We start from the raw sequence: 16,397 nt of genomic DNA on the forward strand, positions 1-16,397 counted from the left end.
CGGAAGCCTTGGTGTTGCTGCCGTTCTTACCACAGAGCTGGCAGCTGTTGCGCCAGGGGTGAACAACGGATTGTTCGCCCCGGCACGGTGCCGGTGTTGGTCTTACGAACCTAGCCGGCTTTGGGCCTCTCCAGACCACGCGGCAAATGTATCACCAACTTCTGTCGCGCGGCACTGGCAACTTTTAGGATTAATGCCATGAGCCGAATTGCTCTCAGTTCTCTGGAACGGGCGCAGCGGGAAATCCTGCCGCTCGATTTAGCGCTGTACCACGCCGCTCGCGATTACCCGGGCGGCGCTGCTGCCATCGCAGCCACGACCGGTCGTAACCCGACCACGCTGCAGCACAAACTGTCGCCGACCCATCCGAGCCACTCCATCAACATTCAGGAATTCGGCGAGATCCTCGAACTGACCAAGGATCGCCGCATTCTTGATGCGGTGCATGCGCTGGTCGGTGACACGGTCTGGCAGGAGCTGGCCGACACCTACACCAACGACATGCCCGAGACTCTCACCACGGGTATCGCCGAATACTTCCGCCAGGTCGCGGATCTGGCCGAGACCTGGGCCAAGAGCATCGGCGACGGTGTCGTCACCGATCAGGAACTCGCGGCGATTCGTCTGCAGGTGTTCCGAGGTATTCAAGGGTTGCTGGGGTTGTTCAACCGCGCCACCTACGTCAATCAGACGACGCGAGGTGCTGACCGTGGCTGACATCGCCGATTTCGCCAATGATCTGGTGCAGGAACGCATCGATCAGGCCATGGCTGCGCGCAACGCTGCCAAAGCCGAAAGCGCTGCCCATTCCTTGCTGTTCTGTGAAGCGTGTGACGATCCGATTCCGGAAGCCCGTCGCCTGGCTTCACCGGGTTGCTCGCAGTGCATCAGCTGCCAATCCCTGTCTGAGCGGGGGATTCAGCATGCTCGATGAGGTATTGGGCCAATTCGCCGATTACGGTCTGGAGCCAGCGCAACCGCTGGTGTTCGGCAAGCTGACCCGCTGCAAGACATCGCAGGACAAGGGCAAGGAAAAGAACGGCTGGTACGTGGTCCACGAGCAGCGCACCGAGAAGGGCGACACCCTGATCTTCGGCGCCTTCGGTGATTGGCGTTCGGGCGAGACGCAGAAGATCAAGGTCAAGGCCGGTCGCATGTCGCCGGAAGAGCGCGAACTGATGCGCGCCCGCCAGGAAGAAGCCAAGCGCCGCGCCGCCGAAATCGCGAGTAACGCTGCGCGGCGGGCCGCGAAAAGGGCGCAGGGTTTGTTCGAGCGCATGCCGACCACCGGCCGCAGCGAATACCTGGACCGCAAGCAGATCGTTGGTATCAATGTCCGATACGCGCCACGCACCGGCGCCGTGTTGGTCCCAATGAAGAACGCCCGTGATCAGATCATGGGCCTGCAGGTGATCTTCCCGAACAAGCAGGAAGACACCGGCCGCGACAAATCCTACTGGCCCTACGGCATGGCGAAGGAGGGCACCTTTCACCTGCTCGGTCCGCATCCGGTACCGGGCGAACCGGTGCTGGTTTGTGAGGGTTACGCCACCGGCGCCAGCCTGCACATGGCGACGTCGCTCGCTGTGGCCGTGGCCTTCGATGCGGGCAACCTGTTGGCCGTGTGCAAGGTCATGCGCGAGCGCTTTGCCGGCTGCCCGCTGATCATCTGCCGCGATGACGACTGGAAAACCACGAAGCCCAACGGTGATGCGTGGAACCCCGGCGAAGAGAAGGCCAGTAACGCCGCGCTGATCGTTGGTGCCCAGGTCGTTGCGCCGATCTTCTCTGTCGAGCGTCACGAGAAGTGGACCGACTTCAACGATCTGCACGTCGCCGAAGGCCTCGACGCGGTTCGCCGACAAGTGCTCGCAGTAGTCCGTCCACCGGCGGCCGGTGGCTGGAAGGATCAACTCGCCCGCAGCGAGAGCGGTGCTTTGATCGCGCACATGCAGAACGTCGAATTGATCCTGGCTCATGACGAACGCTGGGCTGGCGTGATCAGCTACTGCGCCTTCAGCTCGAAGATCGTCAAGTTACGCGCCGCCCCTTATGGCGGCGGTACCGGCGAATGGGCCGACATCGATGATGTGCGCGTGATGAAGTGGCTCGCGCAGCAGTACAACCTGCGTGTGAAGTCGTCGCACGTAATCGAAGCCGTCAGCGTTGTGGCGCACGACCACGCGTTTCACCCGGTGCGCGAGTACCTGAAAAAACTCGAATGGGATCGTGTGCCGCGCCTGGAGCGTTGGTTGACGGATGTCATGGGGGTGAAGGCAACCGACTACACGTCCAAGGTCGGCAAGCGCTGGATTATCTCAGCCGTGGCGCGGGTGATGAAACCCGGCTGCAAGGCCGACTCGGTGATGATTCTCGAAGGTGTACAAGGCGCCGGTAAGTCGACTGCGATGAGCGTGCTCGGCGGCGAGTGGTTCATGGATACGCCGTTTGCCCTCGGTGACAAAGATGGCTTCCAGGCGATCCGCGGTAAGTGGATTGTTGAGCTCGGCGAGTTGGACAGCTTCAACAAGGCCGAGAGCACCAAGGCCAAGCAGTTCTTCTCGGCCTCGACCGACACCTACCGCGAAAGCTATGGCCGCAGAACCCTGGACGTGCCACGCCAGTGTGTTTTCGTCGGCACTACCAACCAGGACGAGTACCTGAAGGACGCCACCGGCAACCGTCGTTATTGGCCGGTGGCCTGTACCAAGGTCGACGTGGCGTTGCTGCGCGAGATCCGCGACCAGCTGTGGGCCGAAGCGATGTTCTGCTTTGAGGCCGGCGACCTCTGGTGGGTCACGCGAGAGGAAGCGCCAATGTTCAGCGAGGAACAGGACGAACGCTTTGTGGTGGACGAATGGGAAACGCCCATCCTGACCTGGCTCGAAGAATCGCAGATCGGCGAGACCACCACCGGTAGCGAGGTGATGAGTCAGGCGCTCAAGCTCGATCCCGGTCATTGGGGCAAACCCGAGCAGATGCGCGTTGGTGCGATTCTGCATCGACTGGGCTGGCGACGGTTCCGTTTGGGCGCTTTGAGCAAAAGCGGTCAGCGGCCATGGGCGTACAAGAAACCTGAGGGTTGGGGCAGGGCGCCTGCGCTGGAACAACCAGAGTTCGAGGAGCCGTGCTTCGATGATTAAAGCGATCGATATGGCTCTCAAACAATGGGCGCAGGAGCTGCACAGCGACGAGGTGGCCGCCGGTTACTCGGGCGGCAACATGGTCGCGATGATGATGGAAAGCGGTGGCCAGCTTGTGCGCGGAAGGCGCGGGAGCAGGGTGCCGCTGGAGGCCTCCTTGGACATTGAGCGCATCGTCAAGAAACGCCTTGATCCCGAGTTGATGACGGTGGTCCAGGTGCATTACTTCCAGCCTGATGCGCCTCTGACTGCACGTCTGGCTGAGAGTGGCTGCACACGCAACCTCTACTACCAGCGCCTGCATGACGCTCACATCGTGGTTGAGCACTTCCTCCTGGGGGAAGCGGCTTGATCGTGGGCATTACTCTGGCTCACGCCGTCCCACTGGCCTGCCTCCGTCCCACTGCTTTTTGCGGTGGTGGGACGGGCGCAGGCCTCGTCGTTGTTGGGCTGTCCCACCGTCCCACCTTTTTCATGTCTCCCGCCCGTGTATGCGTAGCGGGCATCAATGCGCGTGTTCACGCGCACGCGTGCTTTTAAATATTCTCTCTATACACGAGAAAAGAGAGATAAAAGTAGGACGGTGGGGCAAAGCCCCAATCTGCGGGGCTTTCAGACGTCCCACCTTGTTTTTAGAAGGTGGGACGCATGGGACGCCACTGAAACAACAGAAGCAAAAGCCAGCCGGAATGAGATATTCACCGACATTCGTCAGCCGTTCACCGGGCGTCACCCACACATTCACCGGATGGCATTAAAACGGTCTTGCTGCCACCAGAATCGACCTGTAAAAAGGGGCCATCTTCGATGGGTGCGACCGCAGAGTGCGGCAGGCAACCACCAACCGACCCGGCCATTGCGCCGGGTCTTTTTGTTTAAGGGGCAGGGCAATGACGAACGAGCAACAGGCACTGGTAGAGATGCCGATCTGGTTGGTGATCGCCTTGTCATTGGTTGGCGGTGTGTCCGGCGAGATGTGGCGCGCCGACAAGGACGGGGCGAGAGGCTGGGCATTGTTGCGCCGCCTCGCACTTCGGTCCGGTGCCTGCATCGTTTGCGGGGTGTCGGCGATGATGTTGTTGTTCGGCGCGGGCCTGTCGATCTGGACGGCGGGCGCCCTGGGTTGCCTGACCGCGATGGCCGGCGCCGATGTCGCCATCGGCTTGTACGAGCGCTGGGTGGCCAAGCGGCTGGACCTGAGCGAGGCCGAGCCGAAGGCATGAGCCAGGCAGGCCGGGTAGGGCGCCGATTTTTACGGGTCCTCCCTGAGGGCCGCCCCCTACACGGGTTATCGAACTCGCGGAATCTCTCTAGCTGAAACCTTTGCAGGGATGTCTGTCTTTTCAAACGGAATGCACTAGGTTCGCAGCGCTTGATACCTAGAGAGCTTTTTTGGGTTTCGCCTTCAGCAGTACCTTTCTCATCACTCGGTTTGTTCGGTTGTCGATTTTGTAAACGGTCTGATTCGCGAGAAGAAAAGCGCTTTTAGTGTCTACTGCCACGAGATACCCGGTGATGCTTTCTCCTTCTTTGGTTACGACGGTATGTACTTGGCTTAGACCGTTCACTACCTCGATACCAGCTGCTTCGTGGACGTCATGTCTGCCCCTGTCAACCCCATGCCTTATTCCGATGGTAGGCAGAATGAAAATGACGAACAGTGCCAAACTTCCCATTAGTCCCTTAACAAAAAAGGATTGTCCTTTCGCTTCGTGATTTGCAAGAGTGTAAACATACGCCAACGCCACGGTCCCGAATGGAAACCATTGCAGAAATGGGCCGACAATGGGCATGTCGTCCACCCAGCTCATAACCATGGTAAACCAGTGTATGTAACCGGCAGCCAAGATCGCCGGGTTAGTCAATTCGAGCTCGCTTGTCGAGATGCCGAACTGCTCGAAGTAGGCCGCAAGCTCCAGGTAGCCGTCGACAAAGAGAGCTGTCTGTAAAAAGAGCGCAATACCTATCAAAAGCTTAAGAGCAAAGTCTTTGTCTATCGTCTTTATAACCGGCGTTAGCGAAGACGGCGTTTGCAAATCTTTGCAATTCGCCTGGGCGATGGTTATTGGAGCCGTCAGCTCAACTCGAATTTTCTTGTCTCTATTCCAGAACACGCTTCGTCCTTGATGTATTGGTGGATGGGGGAAGATTAGCGTAACGCGAATGGCGCAGAAAGTGCCGGGGACCCTGAGGACTTTCAAGGGGCACGGGGTCGGAAACCCGCGGGATCGTGTTAGTGGAAGGCCCGCCAGCTTACTGAAATTTCAATCCACTGAAATCTTGAAAGGATTCATTGAAAAGCCGTTGAAAAGGAGGGCGTAGAGAACCACATCCGAGCACGGACACTTGGGCGCTGAGCTGGATAATTGCTGGGTCGTTAAACAGTGGTCAACGAGCGGCGGCATTCATGAGCTTGACCGGTGTGCAAGCATGAAGGGCATGATCCGTATGTCTAAGCGATTCTTATGGTCAACGCCCTTGACGGCGTCGAATTTAGGATACGTTGTGCAATTTTTTCATCATTCAACTGGAAACTATGGACTTTCTAAATGAGAACACGGTGAGCATGTTTGGCTGCGAGCTTTGCGCTTAGTAGGGCAAAGAGGGACAAAAAATACCTTCCAATCAACAGCTGGCTCATTGATGTGTAAATGACGTGCAGGGGGGATTGCACCCTTTCAGAATCGTCCTAAAGAGTTGAGCAGTCCGCAATCTTATTCTTCTCCAGGCAAGGCCGGGTTGTCATCGTTGCAATAGATGCAATTCGGTTTTCTTCAAATTGTCTTGCGGAATAAGAAAGCATGAACAGGATTTATGGAGTAGTGCGCCATCAAAAAGCCAAGTTCTGGGGGGGCGTATCAGGGTTGTTTGCCCGTCGAGGCAAGGACACTTCCTCTTTCGTCGATCAGTCGGCGAAGGACTCGTTCGGTTTCGGTGGCTTGGTGTTGGTTTCGATGATAGCGGCACCTGGGGCAGCATTCGCTGCTGGCTATAACGACGATTACATGCAAGTTACCGAGGGTTTTTACAGCAAGGGGCCAGCGAAGACCTCGGGAGCAAATTCCGTGGCTATTGGTGCAGCAGCGACAGCTGGTTCGCTGAGCACAACGAGTATCGGAGCAGCGTCTCAGGCTATTGGCTCGAATTCCACAGCGGTGGGCACGCTGGCCCAAGCGGTCAATGACGATGCCGTTGCGCTTGGCGTAGGCAGTAAAGCTGAAGGATCTGGTGCTACAGCGGTGGGTGCGCGCAGCAAAGCAACGGGTACAAGAACCATAGCCTTGGGTAATTATGCCAGTGCGTCGGCAGACAGCTCTGTGGCGCTTGGAAATTTCGCAACCGCTACTGATGCAAACAGCGTTGCGTTGGGGTTCAAGTCGTCGACAAGCGAGGCTGCCAGTATATCAGGCGTCTCGATCGCGGGGACGCAATATCAATTCGCCGGTGCGAGTGCCGCTGGCGTTGTCAGTATCGGTAACGACACGACCAAGCGCCAACTCACGAACGTGGCAGCCGGCCAATTGACGGCATCCTCAACCGACGCCGTGAATGGTTCCCAGCTTCATGCAACCAATCAGGCATTGGAGAGTGTGAGCGCGCTCGCCACACGTAGCGACCTTAGCCTTCGCGACCTCAGTGCGAAGTTCAGTTCCGGTTCTGTCGAAATGGCCAACCATGTCGCGGGGCTTGACGGTCGCGTGCAGGCGGTCGAGGGCGGACTGGCCAACATCGTCAAAGGCGGTGGTAGCGAGTCTGTCGCAGTGGGTAGCGACACTGTTGCATCGGCCAGTGGCTCCGCTGCTGTCGGCAAACAAGCAAAAGCCACGGGCGTGGACGCTTCGGCAGTGGGTCATGGAGCGGTAGCCAGTGGCAGCAGATCGGTCGCCTTAGGGGCTGGGTCGACCGCAGTCGCGGACAACTCGATCGCTCTGGGCGCCGGTTCGGTTGCTGGCCGAGCCAACAGTGCATCGGTGGGCGCCGCCGGTGCTGAACGCCAGATTACCCACGTGGCGGCCGGCACCGCAGGCACTGATGCGGTCAATGTCACACAAATGAACAAAGGGCTGGAAGACGCTAATGCGTTGACCGGGCGCGTTTACAACAGCTTGCACCGCGACATCAAACAACTGGATGACGACCTCAGTGCCGGTGTTGCAGGTGCAATGGCCATGGCTGCGCTGCCGCAGCCGTATACACCAGGTGCGAGCATGACCTCTGCCGGCGTGGGCGGGTATCGCGGCCAGTCGGCGTTGGCTGTCGGTGTGTCGCATATCTCGAACAACGGCCGGTGGGTCAGCAAGCTCCAAGGCAACACTAATAGCCAAGGGGAAGTGGGTATGTCTCTGGGCGTTGGTTATCAGTGGTAAGTAACTGAACACAGTGCCCGGCGATGCCGGGCATTTTTCATCTGGCCTCAGGTAATTAAGAATCGTCTGATGGGGTGCGTGTCCCGATGCTTTCAAAATCTATGCACCTGCAACGGCAAGCCGTGAGACAGGACGTCAAAACTAAAACTTCACTTCAATATTCTGGGGTCATACTCATGGTCAAGAAGACTTGTAAATGCACCACGCTATGCGGTTCGTCGCTTTTGCTGATGATGGCTGTCGCCAGTGCACATGCGTCCGATGGGCAGGTTGAATTCACCGGTTCGATCAACGACAACGCTTGCACCATCAACAGCGAAAACGTGAAGAAGTCGGTTGATATGGGGCAAGTTCGCCTTGCTGACTTCGCCAACACTGTTGGTGCTACCGCTGGAGCCGTACCGTTCTCCATCTCGCTGGAAAACTGCAGTACCGCCACCATGAAAAACGCGGCAATCACTTTCAGTGGCCAGCAGTCGGTAACGGATCCGACCATTCTCGGCATGACCGGTGAAAATCAGGTTCCGGGTGTCGGCATCCAGATCAACGATGCGCGCACAGGTACCAAGCTGCCACTGAACACGGCCAGTACCGACTACGTACTGCGTCCGCAGTCCAACACCTTTGACTTCACAGCCTCTTATGTTCGTCTGGTCGTAGACGCGGAAGGGACTGGCGGCAAGCCTGGTGCCAGCGGCATCGGTACAGGTCAAGTGAATGCATTGGCCAGTTTTGACGTGACCTACAAGTAACACTCTGTCTGTAACGCCAAGGTTCGGAGCGCCCGAGCCTTGACGTTAATCGAGGAAATGTCCATGCGTTTGAAAGTTGCAGCCTTATCGGCTCTGGCGGCGTGTTTATGGCTGTCGCAAGTCCAGGCTGGCGTTAACGTCGGCACGACACGAGTGATCTATGAGGGCAAGGAGAAAGAGGCGAATCTGTCAATGGCCAATACCGATGATGATTCTCCCTATCTTATTCAGTCCTGGGTGAGTCCCTACGATAAACGGGACACTAGCGCTGATGAATTCATCATTACTCCGCCATTGTTTCGCCTGGACGCCAAAAGTCAGAACATTTTGCGAATCATTGCCACCAACGCGCAAAACTTGCCCAAGGACAAAGAAAGTCTGTTCTTTGTCAACGTCAAGGCGATCCCGGCAGTGAGTGAAAAACAGAAAAATCAGAATGTATTGCAGATTGCTCTGAAGACCACCATCAAGTTGTTTTATCGTCCGGCCGAATTAAAAGGTTCTTTGAAAGAGACAGTGCAGAATCTCGAGTGGCGAGTGGATGGCGGTAAACTCAGTGTACATAACCCGTCCGCTTTCAATGTTGTGGTCAGCGAGTTACTGGTTAACAACATCTCGAATAAAGACTTGCCCGAGGTCATCAAGCCGGGCGCGACATTGAAGTCTGCGCAAGCGCTGAAGAGCGGCGACGCGATAGTGCTGAGTTACATCAACGAATACGGCAGCACTGTCAAGACCGATCCCATTAGCGCGCACTAAGTCGTTAGCTGAACGAAAGGAATCCCTCATGCAGTGTCTGCGCATGTGCGCCCTCGCGCGCTCATTCCGCTATTGGAGCTCTCTGGCTCTGAGTGCCACAAGTTTGACGGTTCACGCTGATTACAGTTTCGATCCCTCGTTTTTGGAGGTCGGTGGCGGCAACAGTTCGGCAGAAGTAGCGGAACAAGTCAAAACCATGAGCCAGGGACAACTTCCTGGTAAATATCGAGTAAACCTGACGGTGGACAACCGGCTGATTGAACAGCGCGACTTGCGCTTCGTCCGGGAATCAGCGCAGCAACCGGCCACGTCTACGGGCCTGTTTCCTTGTTTCAGCATCGAAGCGCTGACAGAATTGGGTGTGGACCCGAGCCGTCTTGCGCATGCCGAGGTCAGTGACGACCAATGCGTTTATTTCAGTCGTGACATGGTCGATGTCACCTACAACTACGATTTTCATAAACAGCATCTGGATTTGCAGATCCCCCAGGCCTACATCGGCAGTGTGCCGTTTGCCACACGACGCAAGAGCTGGAGCGACGGCGAACAGCTCGCGTTCTCCAACTACAGTTATTCCGGCAGCCAGTACGAAGCCTCTTATGGCAACCGGCGCTCGGAGTTCGCCAGCCTGCGCAGCGGTATCAACAGCGGTCCGTGGCGCTTGCGCAATTTCTCGACCTGGCAAAAAGGCACCAACGTCGAGGGTAACTGGAAATCAGTCGACACCTACGTTCAGCGTGATATGGGCAACATGATGGCAATCGCCACCCTCGGTGAAAGCTCGACCGACAGCGATCTGTTTGACGCCATTTCCTATCGCGGCATCGGCATTGAATCCGACCTCGACATGCTGCCCGAAGACACGCGCAACTTTGCGCCCGTCGTGCGCGGGGTGGCCAACGGGCGGTCGTTGGTAACCCTGCGTCAACGCGGTTATGTGATCAGCGAGCAATGGGTACCTTCCGGGCCGTTCGCGCTCAAAGATCTCTATTCGACCTCCAGCAATGGCGACATCGAAGTCACCGTCGAAGGCCCAAACGGCGAGCGTCAGGTCTACACCCAGTCGTTTTCCTCGGTGCCGTACATGATGCGCGAAGGCCAACAAGCCTATTCGTTGACCGCTGCACAGTATCGACCAGTGGACGGTGCGGCCAATCAGGAGAAACCGACTTTCGTTCAGGGCACCTTGCGGCGCGGATTGACTGAAGGCACGACGCTGTACGGCGGCGCTATTGTCAGTGAACAATACAAATCGTCCCTGCTGGGCTTCGCCCACGACTTTGCCGGTTTCGGCGCGATCTCCTTAGACGTCACTCATGCGGTCAGTGAGGACATGGGGCCAGCGGCGAAAACCCTTTCCGGTCAATCCTATCGTTTTCGCTATTCGAAAACCGTCGACTTCACCGACACCAACTTCAGCCTGATTGGCTATCGCTATTCCACCAGCGGTTACTACAGTTTCAACGAAGCACTCAACGCTCGCAGCAATCGCAGCCTGACCCCGTATGTCGATGAGGCACTGAACAGCAACGGCGTTTACTCGCAATATCTGCAAGGTCATATGAAAAGCAGCTTTACCGCCAACGTGTCGCAACAATTTGGCAACTACGGCGGCATGTACGCCAGCTTGACCAAGAATGATTACTGGAATATGGCCAAGAGCAACACCGCGATCCAACTGGGTTACAGCTTCAGCGTTGGTCGTGCCTCTTACAATTTGGGGCTGGCGCAAAGCAGTGGTGTCGGGGATGACATTCGCAGCTTGTCCTTGAGCGTGAGTATTCCGCTCGGACAGCCCGGCAGCAGCAGTCGTATCGGTTTCAGCACCAATCAGGATACCAAGGGCAACGCAAGACGATCGGCGACTTTCAGCGGCTCTGAATTGGCGGATGACGCCCTGTCGTACACGCTTGGTTTGAATCAGCAGGTCACGGACAAAGACAAAGTGTTCGGCAGTTCGATTGCCGCGCGCTACAACAGCGCCAATGCGATCTGGCACGGCTCATACAACAGAGACGAGAACAATCGGCAGATGGATTACGGCGTTGAAGGTGCGGTGGTCGCTACCGACAAAACGCTGATGTTCACCCAGCCGCTGGGGGAGACCAATATTATCGTCGCCACCCCTGGCGCGGCTGATGTGGGGGTGCTGACCCGTAGCGGCGTGAAGACTAACAGCAGCGGCTACACGATCATTTCCTCGGCCCAGCCTTACCGCAGTAACCGGGTCTCGCTCAATACCGATTCGCTGTCCGACAACGTTGATATTGCGGGGTTGGTACAAGAGGTCACTCCAAATCGTGGCGCATTTGTGTTGGCCAGTTTCAAAACCCATAACGGTCGCCGGTTGTTGGCCACTGTCACCACAGCGCAAGGCAAACCAGTGCCATTTGCTGCACAGGCGCAGTTATTCGATCTTGAAGGGAATTTTCTCAGCGAGGCCATGGTGGCTGACAAGGGACGTGTCTTTTTGACGGGTGTTCCGGAGAAAGGTCGGATGATTATTAGTGTCAACAATAAGGTCTTGTGCAGTCAGGAGCTTGATTTGAACAAGTACAACTTGGCACAGACAGGTATTGGCCAACTTGTAGTGAGTTGCACAGTAGCATCGCCGACAAATGAGAAGCATCGAGGCTCTTTGAATGAATAATTTACCCGGCAATGGGCTTTGTCTATCTTGGGCGGCAGGCTGGCGGTTTCTGGTAGGCCTGCTGTGCTCTCTGACAGGGCAACATGCGAGTGCAGAATACTTACCACTAGTCTGTTCAGGCTACGTTACGACAAACGTAGATCTAGGGGTGCTCAGTCCGTCACAACCGTTCACTTACCCTTTCATGGGTACCTGCACGATAGAAGCAGATTTGGACGGTCTTCTTTACGTCACGAAAAACGAAATAAAAGTCCCAGGAACCGCGACGCCTCGCATTTCCGTAAAGGACGCGATGACCAATCTGGAAGTGCCGGGCATGGGAGATGGTGTCCCGCTACCTGTAGCCTCGCCAATAAAGGCCGGTAGTAAGTTTTCTTACATCTACATAATTACTGGAACGGCTGGGCCTGCTAGTTTTTCAGGAGTTCCTTATCGTATAAAACTCAACATGCAAGCTAATTCCGCGACCGGACGGTACACCAGAACGAGTTTCCACAATCTAACACTCTCCTACAAAGTGGTCGTTCCTACTTGCTCGCTAGGCTCAGCAAAAAATTTGTCCTTGGCGTTTGGCACGCTAACCAGTCAGGACTTCGCCACTTCTCAACTCACTGCCGAGATCAGTCTGAACTGCAGCAACGCGTCGCAGGTCGACGCCACGCTTGTGCCTACCCAAGCAGCCCTGAGTGACAGCATGGGCGTGTCCGCAACGACGCTGGATGGACTATCGATGGCCGCAACCTGGGTCGATAATGGATCTGCTGTTGCCTTCAACAGCCCGCGCACGATTGCCCTTAGCAAGGGCGACAATCTCATCCGTCTGGGATTTCGCCCGCGACTCAATACGCCCGATTCACCGGCCGGCGAGTTTTCCAGCCAGTACACCCTCAACCTTACCTATCGTTAATCCTCGAACAGGAAGTCGACCATGAAATCCGCCTTGCCATTAACTGCATTACTCCTGACAAGTCTGGTGAGCCAAACTGTATTTGCAGTTACGGACTCCATCACCATTAACGTCAGCGGAACTCTAACGCGTCCGCCTTGCACCGTGACCAGTAGCAAAACGTTAAACGTGAACTTCGGCAGTTTGCGCTATGACCAGATTGATTCCGCGCCAGTTGTCGCCGTTCCGGTAACGCTAACATGCCCTAACAATTCTTCGTTGAGCGTGAGCGTGAAATCATCCGGTGCCGTCTCAGGCTCAACCACTCAGGCCAGCACCGATAAAGCGAACCTGGCCTATACGCTGACGTTGAACAGTGACAATTCTGCGGTAGACATTACCGGTGCAAAACGAACCCTGACCAAGCAAAGCGGCACGGTTGATTTGAGCATGAAAGCAAAACTGGTTGCGACGGGAGCACTCTCCGAAGGTGCCTTCAAAGCTTCGACGATGATCAGCATCGAGTATCTGTGACATGTCGATGGCCATCAGACTGACGGCATGGGGGGCTTTGTTGTCAGTGATCGTACTGAGTGCCAGTCGGACCTGTGTCGCTGCTGACGAGACTCGTCTGGAAATCACGGGCAAACTTATCAAACCACCGTGTATCGCCAGTTTTCCGGCCACACAGAGCGTCGAAATCCCTGCGGTCAGTCTCAATTCATTGACTTCGAAGACCGCCGACTGGACCTACGTAGCATTGGGCTTTGAATGCACAGCCGGCAGTCAGGTGCAGTTGCGCCTGACTGCCGGCAGTGGCACGTACGACGCCGACACCATGCGCACCACGTTGGACAACCTGGGCTTGATAACCCGCTTGAGCGACGTGACCCGCACCGCGCACCAAGTGGATAAGAGCCTTGGTGAGCCACTGATCTTCAAAGTGCAAGACACCGCATTGAATCTGCAATTGTCTGTCAAGCCGGTGCAGGCGGAGCAAGTCATGCCCGCCGTCGGAACTTATAGCGCGACGCTGATGATGGAAATCGTTTATCTGTAACGATACTGTCCGCTATATGAGTCACGCAACATCATCCCCCTTCACCGACGACTGCCCCTCTGGCCACGCCAGCAGGGGCAGTCGTCGTGCGCAATCGCTGATCTGTGACCGGCATAACGCAAGACGCCGGCAATTCTTACTTGCCGGCGTCTTGATGATCACGCGGATCGGGTTTCAGGGTTGGCAGGTCAGCGTTGCCCGTTCGTAGTTGAGCGCCTTGTCGCGCTCAGGCAGCGAGTAACTTGCCTGACATTGCTTGCCGGCCCACTTGATGGTCAGCCTAGCGCTCTGGTCTTGCACCAGTGCCAGCGCCTTACCGGAAGGATCGGAAATCGCGATCTGTTTTCCATCGGCGTCTTCCAGTGCTGCACCAAACGGCAACCTGTTGTGTGCGGAGTCGAACAGTTCGAATTGCACACGGCGTCCGGTTTGCGAAAGGTAGCGCACCAGAACGGCTGCACCACGGCGCGGTACGATTTGCTGGGTGGCGTTTTCGATCTCGACATCGGCGCCCAAGTCGCGAGTATCGAGGGTGATCCAGTTCACCCGATAGGGTTGTGTGTTGGGGATGACTGCAAAACCGTTGCGGCCGGTTTCCGTGCCGCTGTAGCTGCCGATCTTCACGCCGGCCGGTACGCCTGGCACTTCGGCGAGGGCGAAGGTTTCGCCCAGCGTCTGGCCGAGGTTGATACCACCGGCATGCGCGACGACCGAACCTGACAGACTGAGGTTCTGCGAGGTGTAACCGCTGCCCTGGCTATAACCAGCGTTGACGTCGACGAACGAATTGCGCGTGCTGATGCTCGCCGATCCCGAGTTGCCGCTGTTGCTGCTGTTACCTGCTTGCACCGAATAATAGGTGTCGCTGTTCTCGGACAGATAACCGTTCACACCCAGTTGGGTGTTATCGCCGGATTTCTGGCTGCTGGTCGAGAGGAATGCGCGCGGTGCGCGTGGGGTCGAGCCCAGCGGGAACGACAGCGAGAGGTTCAATTGGGTGTCATTGTTCGACGGACCGGAAGTGCCGACGTCTTTGGTGTGTGTCACCCCGAGATTGTACGTCAGATCGCGCCAGTTGTTGCTGTAACCGGCAGACAGACTTTGCGATCCGCCACGTCCCCAGTAGCGCTGATCGGTTGCATTGAGGTACAGGTTGCCGAATTGCTGGTTGCGGCCAAGACTCTGGCTGACAGTCAGGTCGGTACGCGTCTTCGAATTGCCGCGCCGTTGCTCTGTGGCGCTTTCATCTTCGACGTGATCGGTCAGGGTTCGATATCCCTCGGTGGAATAACGATAGGCGGCGAGGGTGAAGTTGGTGTCGGTGCCGGTGAACGTTTTCGCGTAAAGCATCCTCAGGCTGTTGCCTTGTGTCGTCTGGCCACGCGCCTGGCTGGAGGAGTGCGTGACATCGAACGACACCGCGCCAAACGACGTGTTGCGGCCTATGCCCAGCGACATCGCGTTGAAATTGGCACTGGCCTGCACGCCGAGGATACCGGTCATGTTGCTGGTCATGCCGTAGGCTAGGGTGCTGCTTATAAATTGTGGAGAGGCCAGCCCTTCGGTGTTGCTTTTGTATTTACCGGCCGAAACGCTGTAGTTAATCTGGCCCTTGCGCACCATGATCGGCAGGCTGGAAAAAGCCTGAACGGTTTCGCGTCGGCGGCCGTCGGCCTCGATGATCGTCACTTGCAAATCACCGTTGGAACCGCTGGGATAAATATCGTTGATCTCGAACGGGCCAGGCGGCACGTTCGTGGTGTATAGGATGTAATCGTTCTGCCGGATCTCGACCGTCGCGTTGCTTTCCGCCACGCCGCGAATCACCGGCGCATAGCCGCGTTCGCTGTCGGCGCGCATGCCCTCGTCGGAGCTCAATTTGAGGCCGCGATAGCGCACGCTGTCGAACAGTTGCGAGTCGGAAAAAATATCGCCGGCGCTGAACTGCCCCTTCAACGCAGTCACGTCATGCTGCAGATAAGTGCGGTTACTGTGGAAGGTATTGGGCTGGCCGGTGCGGCTGCTGAAGTTCGATTCATTGCGCAGCCGCCAGGCGCCCAGATTGATGCCGTTGCGCAAGCCGAGGTTGTTTGAAATCGTGGTACCGTTATCGGTGTTGTTGCGGTTACTGCTCAGCTGATAGTTGACAAACGCGGTGGATACGCCGGCATCCCACAGCGCAGGATCGACGTAACCACGCATGCCGCGCTGCATGGCTACCTGCGGTACGCTGATCGACAGTCGCAGCCGGGCGGGGTCGTAATTGACCGTGGCCTGATCGATCAGGCTTGGTAAGTTGTAACAGGTTTCGCGCGCGTCGCGGTGCAACTGGCCGGCGGCTTCCAGTCGGCTCATATCGATGCCCAACTGTTGCAGTATATCCAGGGTCAGACAAGCCTCAACCCGGCCGGTTTTTTCAACGCGACGAAAATCGATATCGCGGCGACCGACCAGTACTTCATTGCTGTAAACGTCAACCCGGTAATTGCCGGGTAATACGCGGTTGGCCGACAGCAGCAAATCCAGATCCACGTCCGCACCGACACCTTGCAGAAACGTCGTATTGAATTGATCGAGCTGACTTGGCTCGGGTACTGCCGCAGGCTCTTCGGCGTTCGCCAGTTGAGGGAGGCCGACGACCATTGCCAGATAGAGCGCGTTGAATCGCGCATTCAAAGGTGCGCATCGTTTTAAATTGGGTATGGAACTGCTGCGTGGGAATAAATACATGCCCAGCCCTTTATTGCTACAGAGGACGAAAAGTCAATTCATTATTAGAA

General features: G+C 56.7%; 14 protein-coding genes. 12 read left to right on the forward strand and 2 right to left on the reverse strand.

From position 1 onward, the window contains the following. The first annotated feature begins 198 nt into the window (after window positions 1-198). The 5 genes from HU727_RS03895 to HU727_RS03915 all read left to right on the forward strand — a co-directional run bounded on the left by HU727_RS03895 (window position 199) and on the right by HU727_RS03915 (window position 4,366). The gene (locus HU727_RS03895; RefSeq protein ID WP_083368989.1) at window positions 199-717 is read left to right on the forward strand and encodes a phage regulatory CII family protein; all 519 of its coding nucleotides are present in this window, start codon (window positions 199-201) and stop codon (window positions 715-717) included. Further along, the gene (locus HU727_RS03900) at window positions 710-934 is read left to right on the forward strand and encodes a TraR/DksA family transcriptional regulator (protein ID WP_186528356.1); all 225 of its coding nucleotides are present in this window, start codon (window positions 710-712) and stop codon (window positions 932-934) included. Before HU727_RS03895 ends, HU727_RS03900 begins: the two co-directional genes overlap by 8 nt. Then, window positions 924-3,143, forward strand: a complete 2,220-nt coding sequence (locus HU727_RS03905; protein ID WP_186528357.1) for a VapE domain-containing protein — start codon at window positions 924-926, stop codon at window positions 3,141-3,143. The genes HU727_RS03900 and HU727_RS03905 overlap by 11 nt, the downstream gene beginning before the upstream one ends. Continuing rightward, window positions 3,136-3,495, forward strand: a complete 360-nt coding sequence (locus HU727_RS03910; RefSeq protein ID WP_047301475.1) for a PA0613 family protein — start codon at window positions 3,136-3,138, stop codon at window positions 3,493-3,495. Before HU727_RS03905 ends, HU727_RS03910 begins: the two co-directional genes overlap by 8 nt. 538 nt (window positions 3,496-4,033) lie before the next feature. After that, complete coding sequence (locus HU727_RS03915; protein WP_186528358.1) at window positions 4,034-4,366, forward strand: phage holin family protein; 333 nt, start codon at window positions 4,034-4,036, stop codon at window positions 4,364-4,366. Window positions 4,367-4,522: 156 nt separating this feature from the next. Here HU727_RS03915 and HU727_RS03920 read toward each other — a convergent pair whose 3' ends face one another. Then, window positions 4,523-5,257, reverse strand: a complete 735-nt coding sequence (locus tag HU727_RS03920) for a hypothetical protein (protein WP_186528359.1) — start codon at window positions 5,255-5,257, stop codon at window positions 4,523-4,525. Between the two features lie 687 nt (window positions 5,258-5,944). Here HU727_RS03920 and HU727_RS03925 point away from each other — a divergent pair. The 7 genes from HU727_RS03925 to HU727_RS03955 all read left to right on the forward strand — a co-directional run bounded on the left by HU727_RS03925 (window position 5,945) and on the right by HU727_RS03955 (window position 13,617). After that, complete coding sequence (locus HU727_RS03925; protein ID WP_186528360.1) at window positions 5,945-7,510, forward strand: YadA family autotransporter adhesin; 1,566 nt, start codon at window positions 5,945-5,947, stop codon at window positions 7,508-7,510. A gap of 176 nt (window positions 7,511-7,686) precedes the next feature. Beyond that, on the forward strand, window positions 7,687-8,262 hold the full coding sequence (locus HU727_RS03930) for a fimbrial protein (RefSeq protein ID WP_186528361.1): 576 nt from the start codon (window positions 7,687-7,689) through the stop codon (window positions 8,260-8,262). A 63-nt stretch (window positions 8,263-8,325) separates the two neighbouring features. After that, window positions 8,326-9,021 (forward strand): fimbrial biogenesis chaperone, encoded by a 696-nt coding sequence (locus HU727_RS03935; protein WP_186528362.1) that lies wholly within the window; start codon window positions 8,326-8,328, stop codon window positions 9,019-9,021. 28 nt (window positions 9,022-9,049) lie between these two features. Beyond that, window positions 9,050-11,671 carry a fimbria/pilus outer membrane usher protein gene (locus HU727_RS03940; RefSeq protein WP_186528363.1) on the forward strand — a complete coding sequence of 874 codons (2,622 nt, stop codon included), beginning with the start codon at window positions 9,050-9,052 and terminating at the stop codon, window positions 11,669-11,671. 292 nt (window positions 11,672-11,963) lie between these two features. Next, a complete protein-coding gene (locus tag HU727_RS03945; protein ID WP_186528364.1) occupies window positions 11,964-12,578 on the forward strand; it encodes a hypothetical protein in 615 nt (204 codons plus the stop codon). 21 nt (window positions 12,579-12,599) lie between these two features. Continuing rightward, window positions 12,600-13,091 carry a fimbrial protein gene (locus tag HU727_RS03950; RefSeq protein ID WP_186528365.1) on the forward strand — a complete coding sequence of 164 codons (492 nt, stop codon included), beginning with the start codon at window positions 12,600-12,602 and terminating at the stop codon, window positions 13,089-13,091. A gap of 1 nt (window position 13,092) precedes the next feature. Further along, complete coding sequence (locus HU727_RS03955) at window positions 13,093-13,617, forward strand: fimbrial protein (protein ID WP_186528366.1); 525 nt, start codon at window positions 13,093-13,095, stop codon at window positions 13,615-13,617. A gap of 174 nt (window positions 13,618-13,791) precedes the next feature. On the opposite strand, the gene HU727_RS03960 is transcribed toward HU727_RS03955, so the two are convergent. Then, window positions 13,792-16,260: a fimbria/pilus outer membrane usher protein gene (locus HU727_RS03960; RefSeq protein ID WP_225919792.1), complete on the reverse strand. Its 2,469-nt coding sequence runs from the start codon at window positions 16,258-16,260 to the stop codon at window positions 13,792-13,794. Between the last annotated feature and the right edge of the window lie 137 nt (window positions 16,261-16,397).

Source organism: Pseudomonas khorasanensis (assembly GCF_014268505.2).
Taxonomy (GTDB): domain Bacteria; phylum Pseudomonadota; class Gammaproteobacteria; order Pseudomonadales; family Pseudomonadaceae; genus Aquipseudomonas; species Aquipseudomonas khorasanensis.

What these genes read in the sequence shown, in the direction of transcription:
- HU727_RS03895 (WP_083368989.1), top strand. Translation starts at nt 199, where the DNA reads ATGAGCCGAATTGCTCTCAGTTCTCTGGAACGGGCGCAGCGGGAAATC.
- HU727_RS03905 (WP_186528357.1), top strand. Translation starts at nt 924, where the DNA reads ATGCTCGATGAGGTATTGGGCCAATTCGCCGATTACGGTCTGGAGCCA.
- HU727_RS03910 (WP_047301475.1), top strand. Translation starts at nt 3,136, where the DNA reads ATGATTAAAGCGATCGATATGGCTCTCAAACAATGGGCGCAGGAGCTG.
- HU727_RS03915 (WP_186528358.1), top strand. Translation starts at nt 4,034, where the DNA reads ATGACGAACGAGCAACAGGCACTGGTAGAGATGCCGATCTGGTTGGTG.
- HU727_RS03925 (WP_186528360.1), top strand. Translation starts at nt 5,945, where the DNA reads ATGAACAGGATTTATGGAGTAGTGCGCCATCAAAAAGCCAAGTTCTGG.
- HU727_RS03930 (WP_186528361.1), top strand. Translation starts at nt 7,687, where the DNA reads ATGGTCAAGAAGACTTGTAAATGCACCACGCTATGCGGTTCGTCGCTT.
- HU727_RS03935 (WP_186528362.1), top strand. Translation starts at nt 8,326, where the DNA reads ATGCGTTTGAAAGTTGCAGCCTTATCGGCTCTGGCGGCGTGTTTATGG.
- HU727_RS03940 (WP_186528363.1), top strand. Translation starts at nt 9,050, where the DNA reads ATGCAGTGTCTGCGCATGTGCGCCCTCGCGCGCTCATTCCGCTATTGG.
- HU727_RS03945 (WP_186528364.1), top strand. Translation starts at nt 11,964, where the DNA reads ATGACCAATCTGGAAGTGCCGGGCATGGGAGATGGTGTCCCGCTACCT.
- HU727_RS03950 (WP_186528365.1), top strand. Translation starts at nt 12,600, where the DNA reads ATGAAATCCGCCTTGCCATTAACTGCATTACTCCTGACAAGTCTGGTG.
- HU727_RS03955 (WP_186528366.1), top strand. Translation starts at nt 13,093, where the DNA reads ATGTCGATGGCCATCAGACTGACGGCATGGGGGGCTTTGTTGTCAGTG.
- HU727_RS03960 (WP_225919792.1), bottom strand. Translation starts at nt 16,260, where the DNA reads ATGGTCGTCGGCCTCCCTCAACTGGCGAACGCCGAAGAGCCTGCGGCA.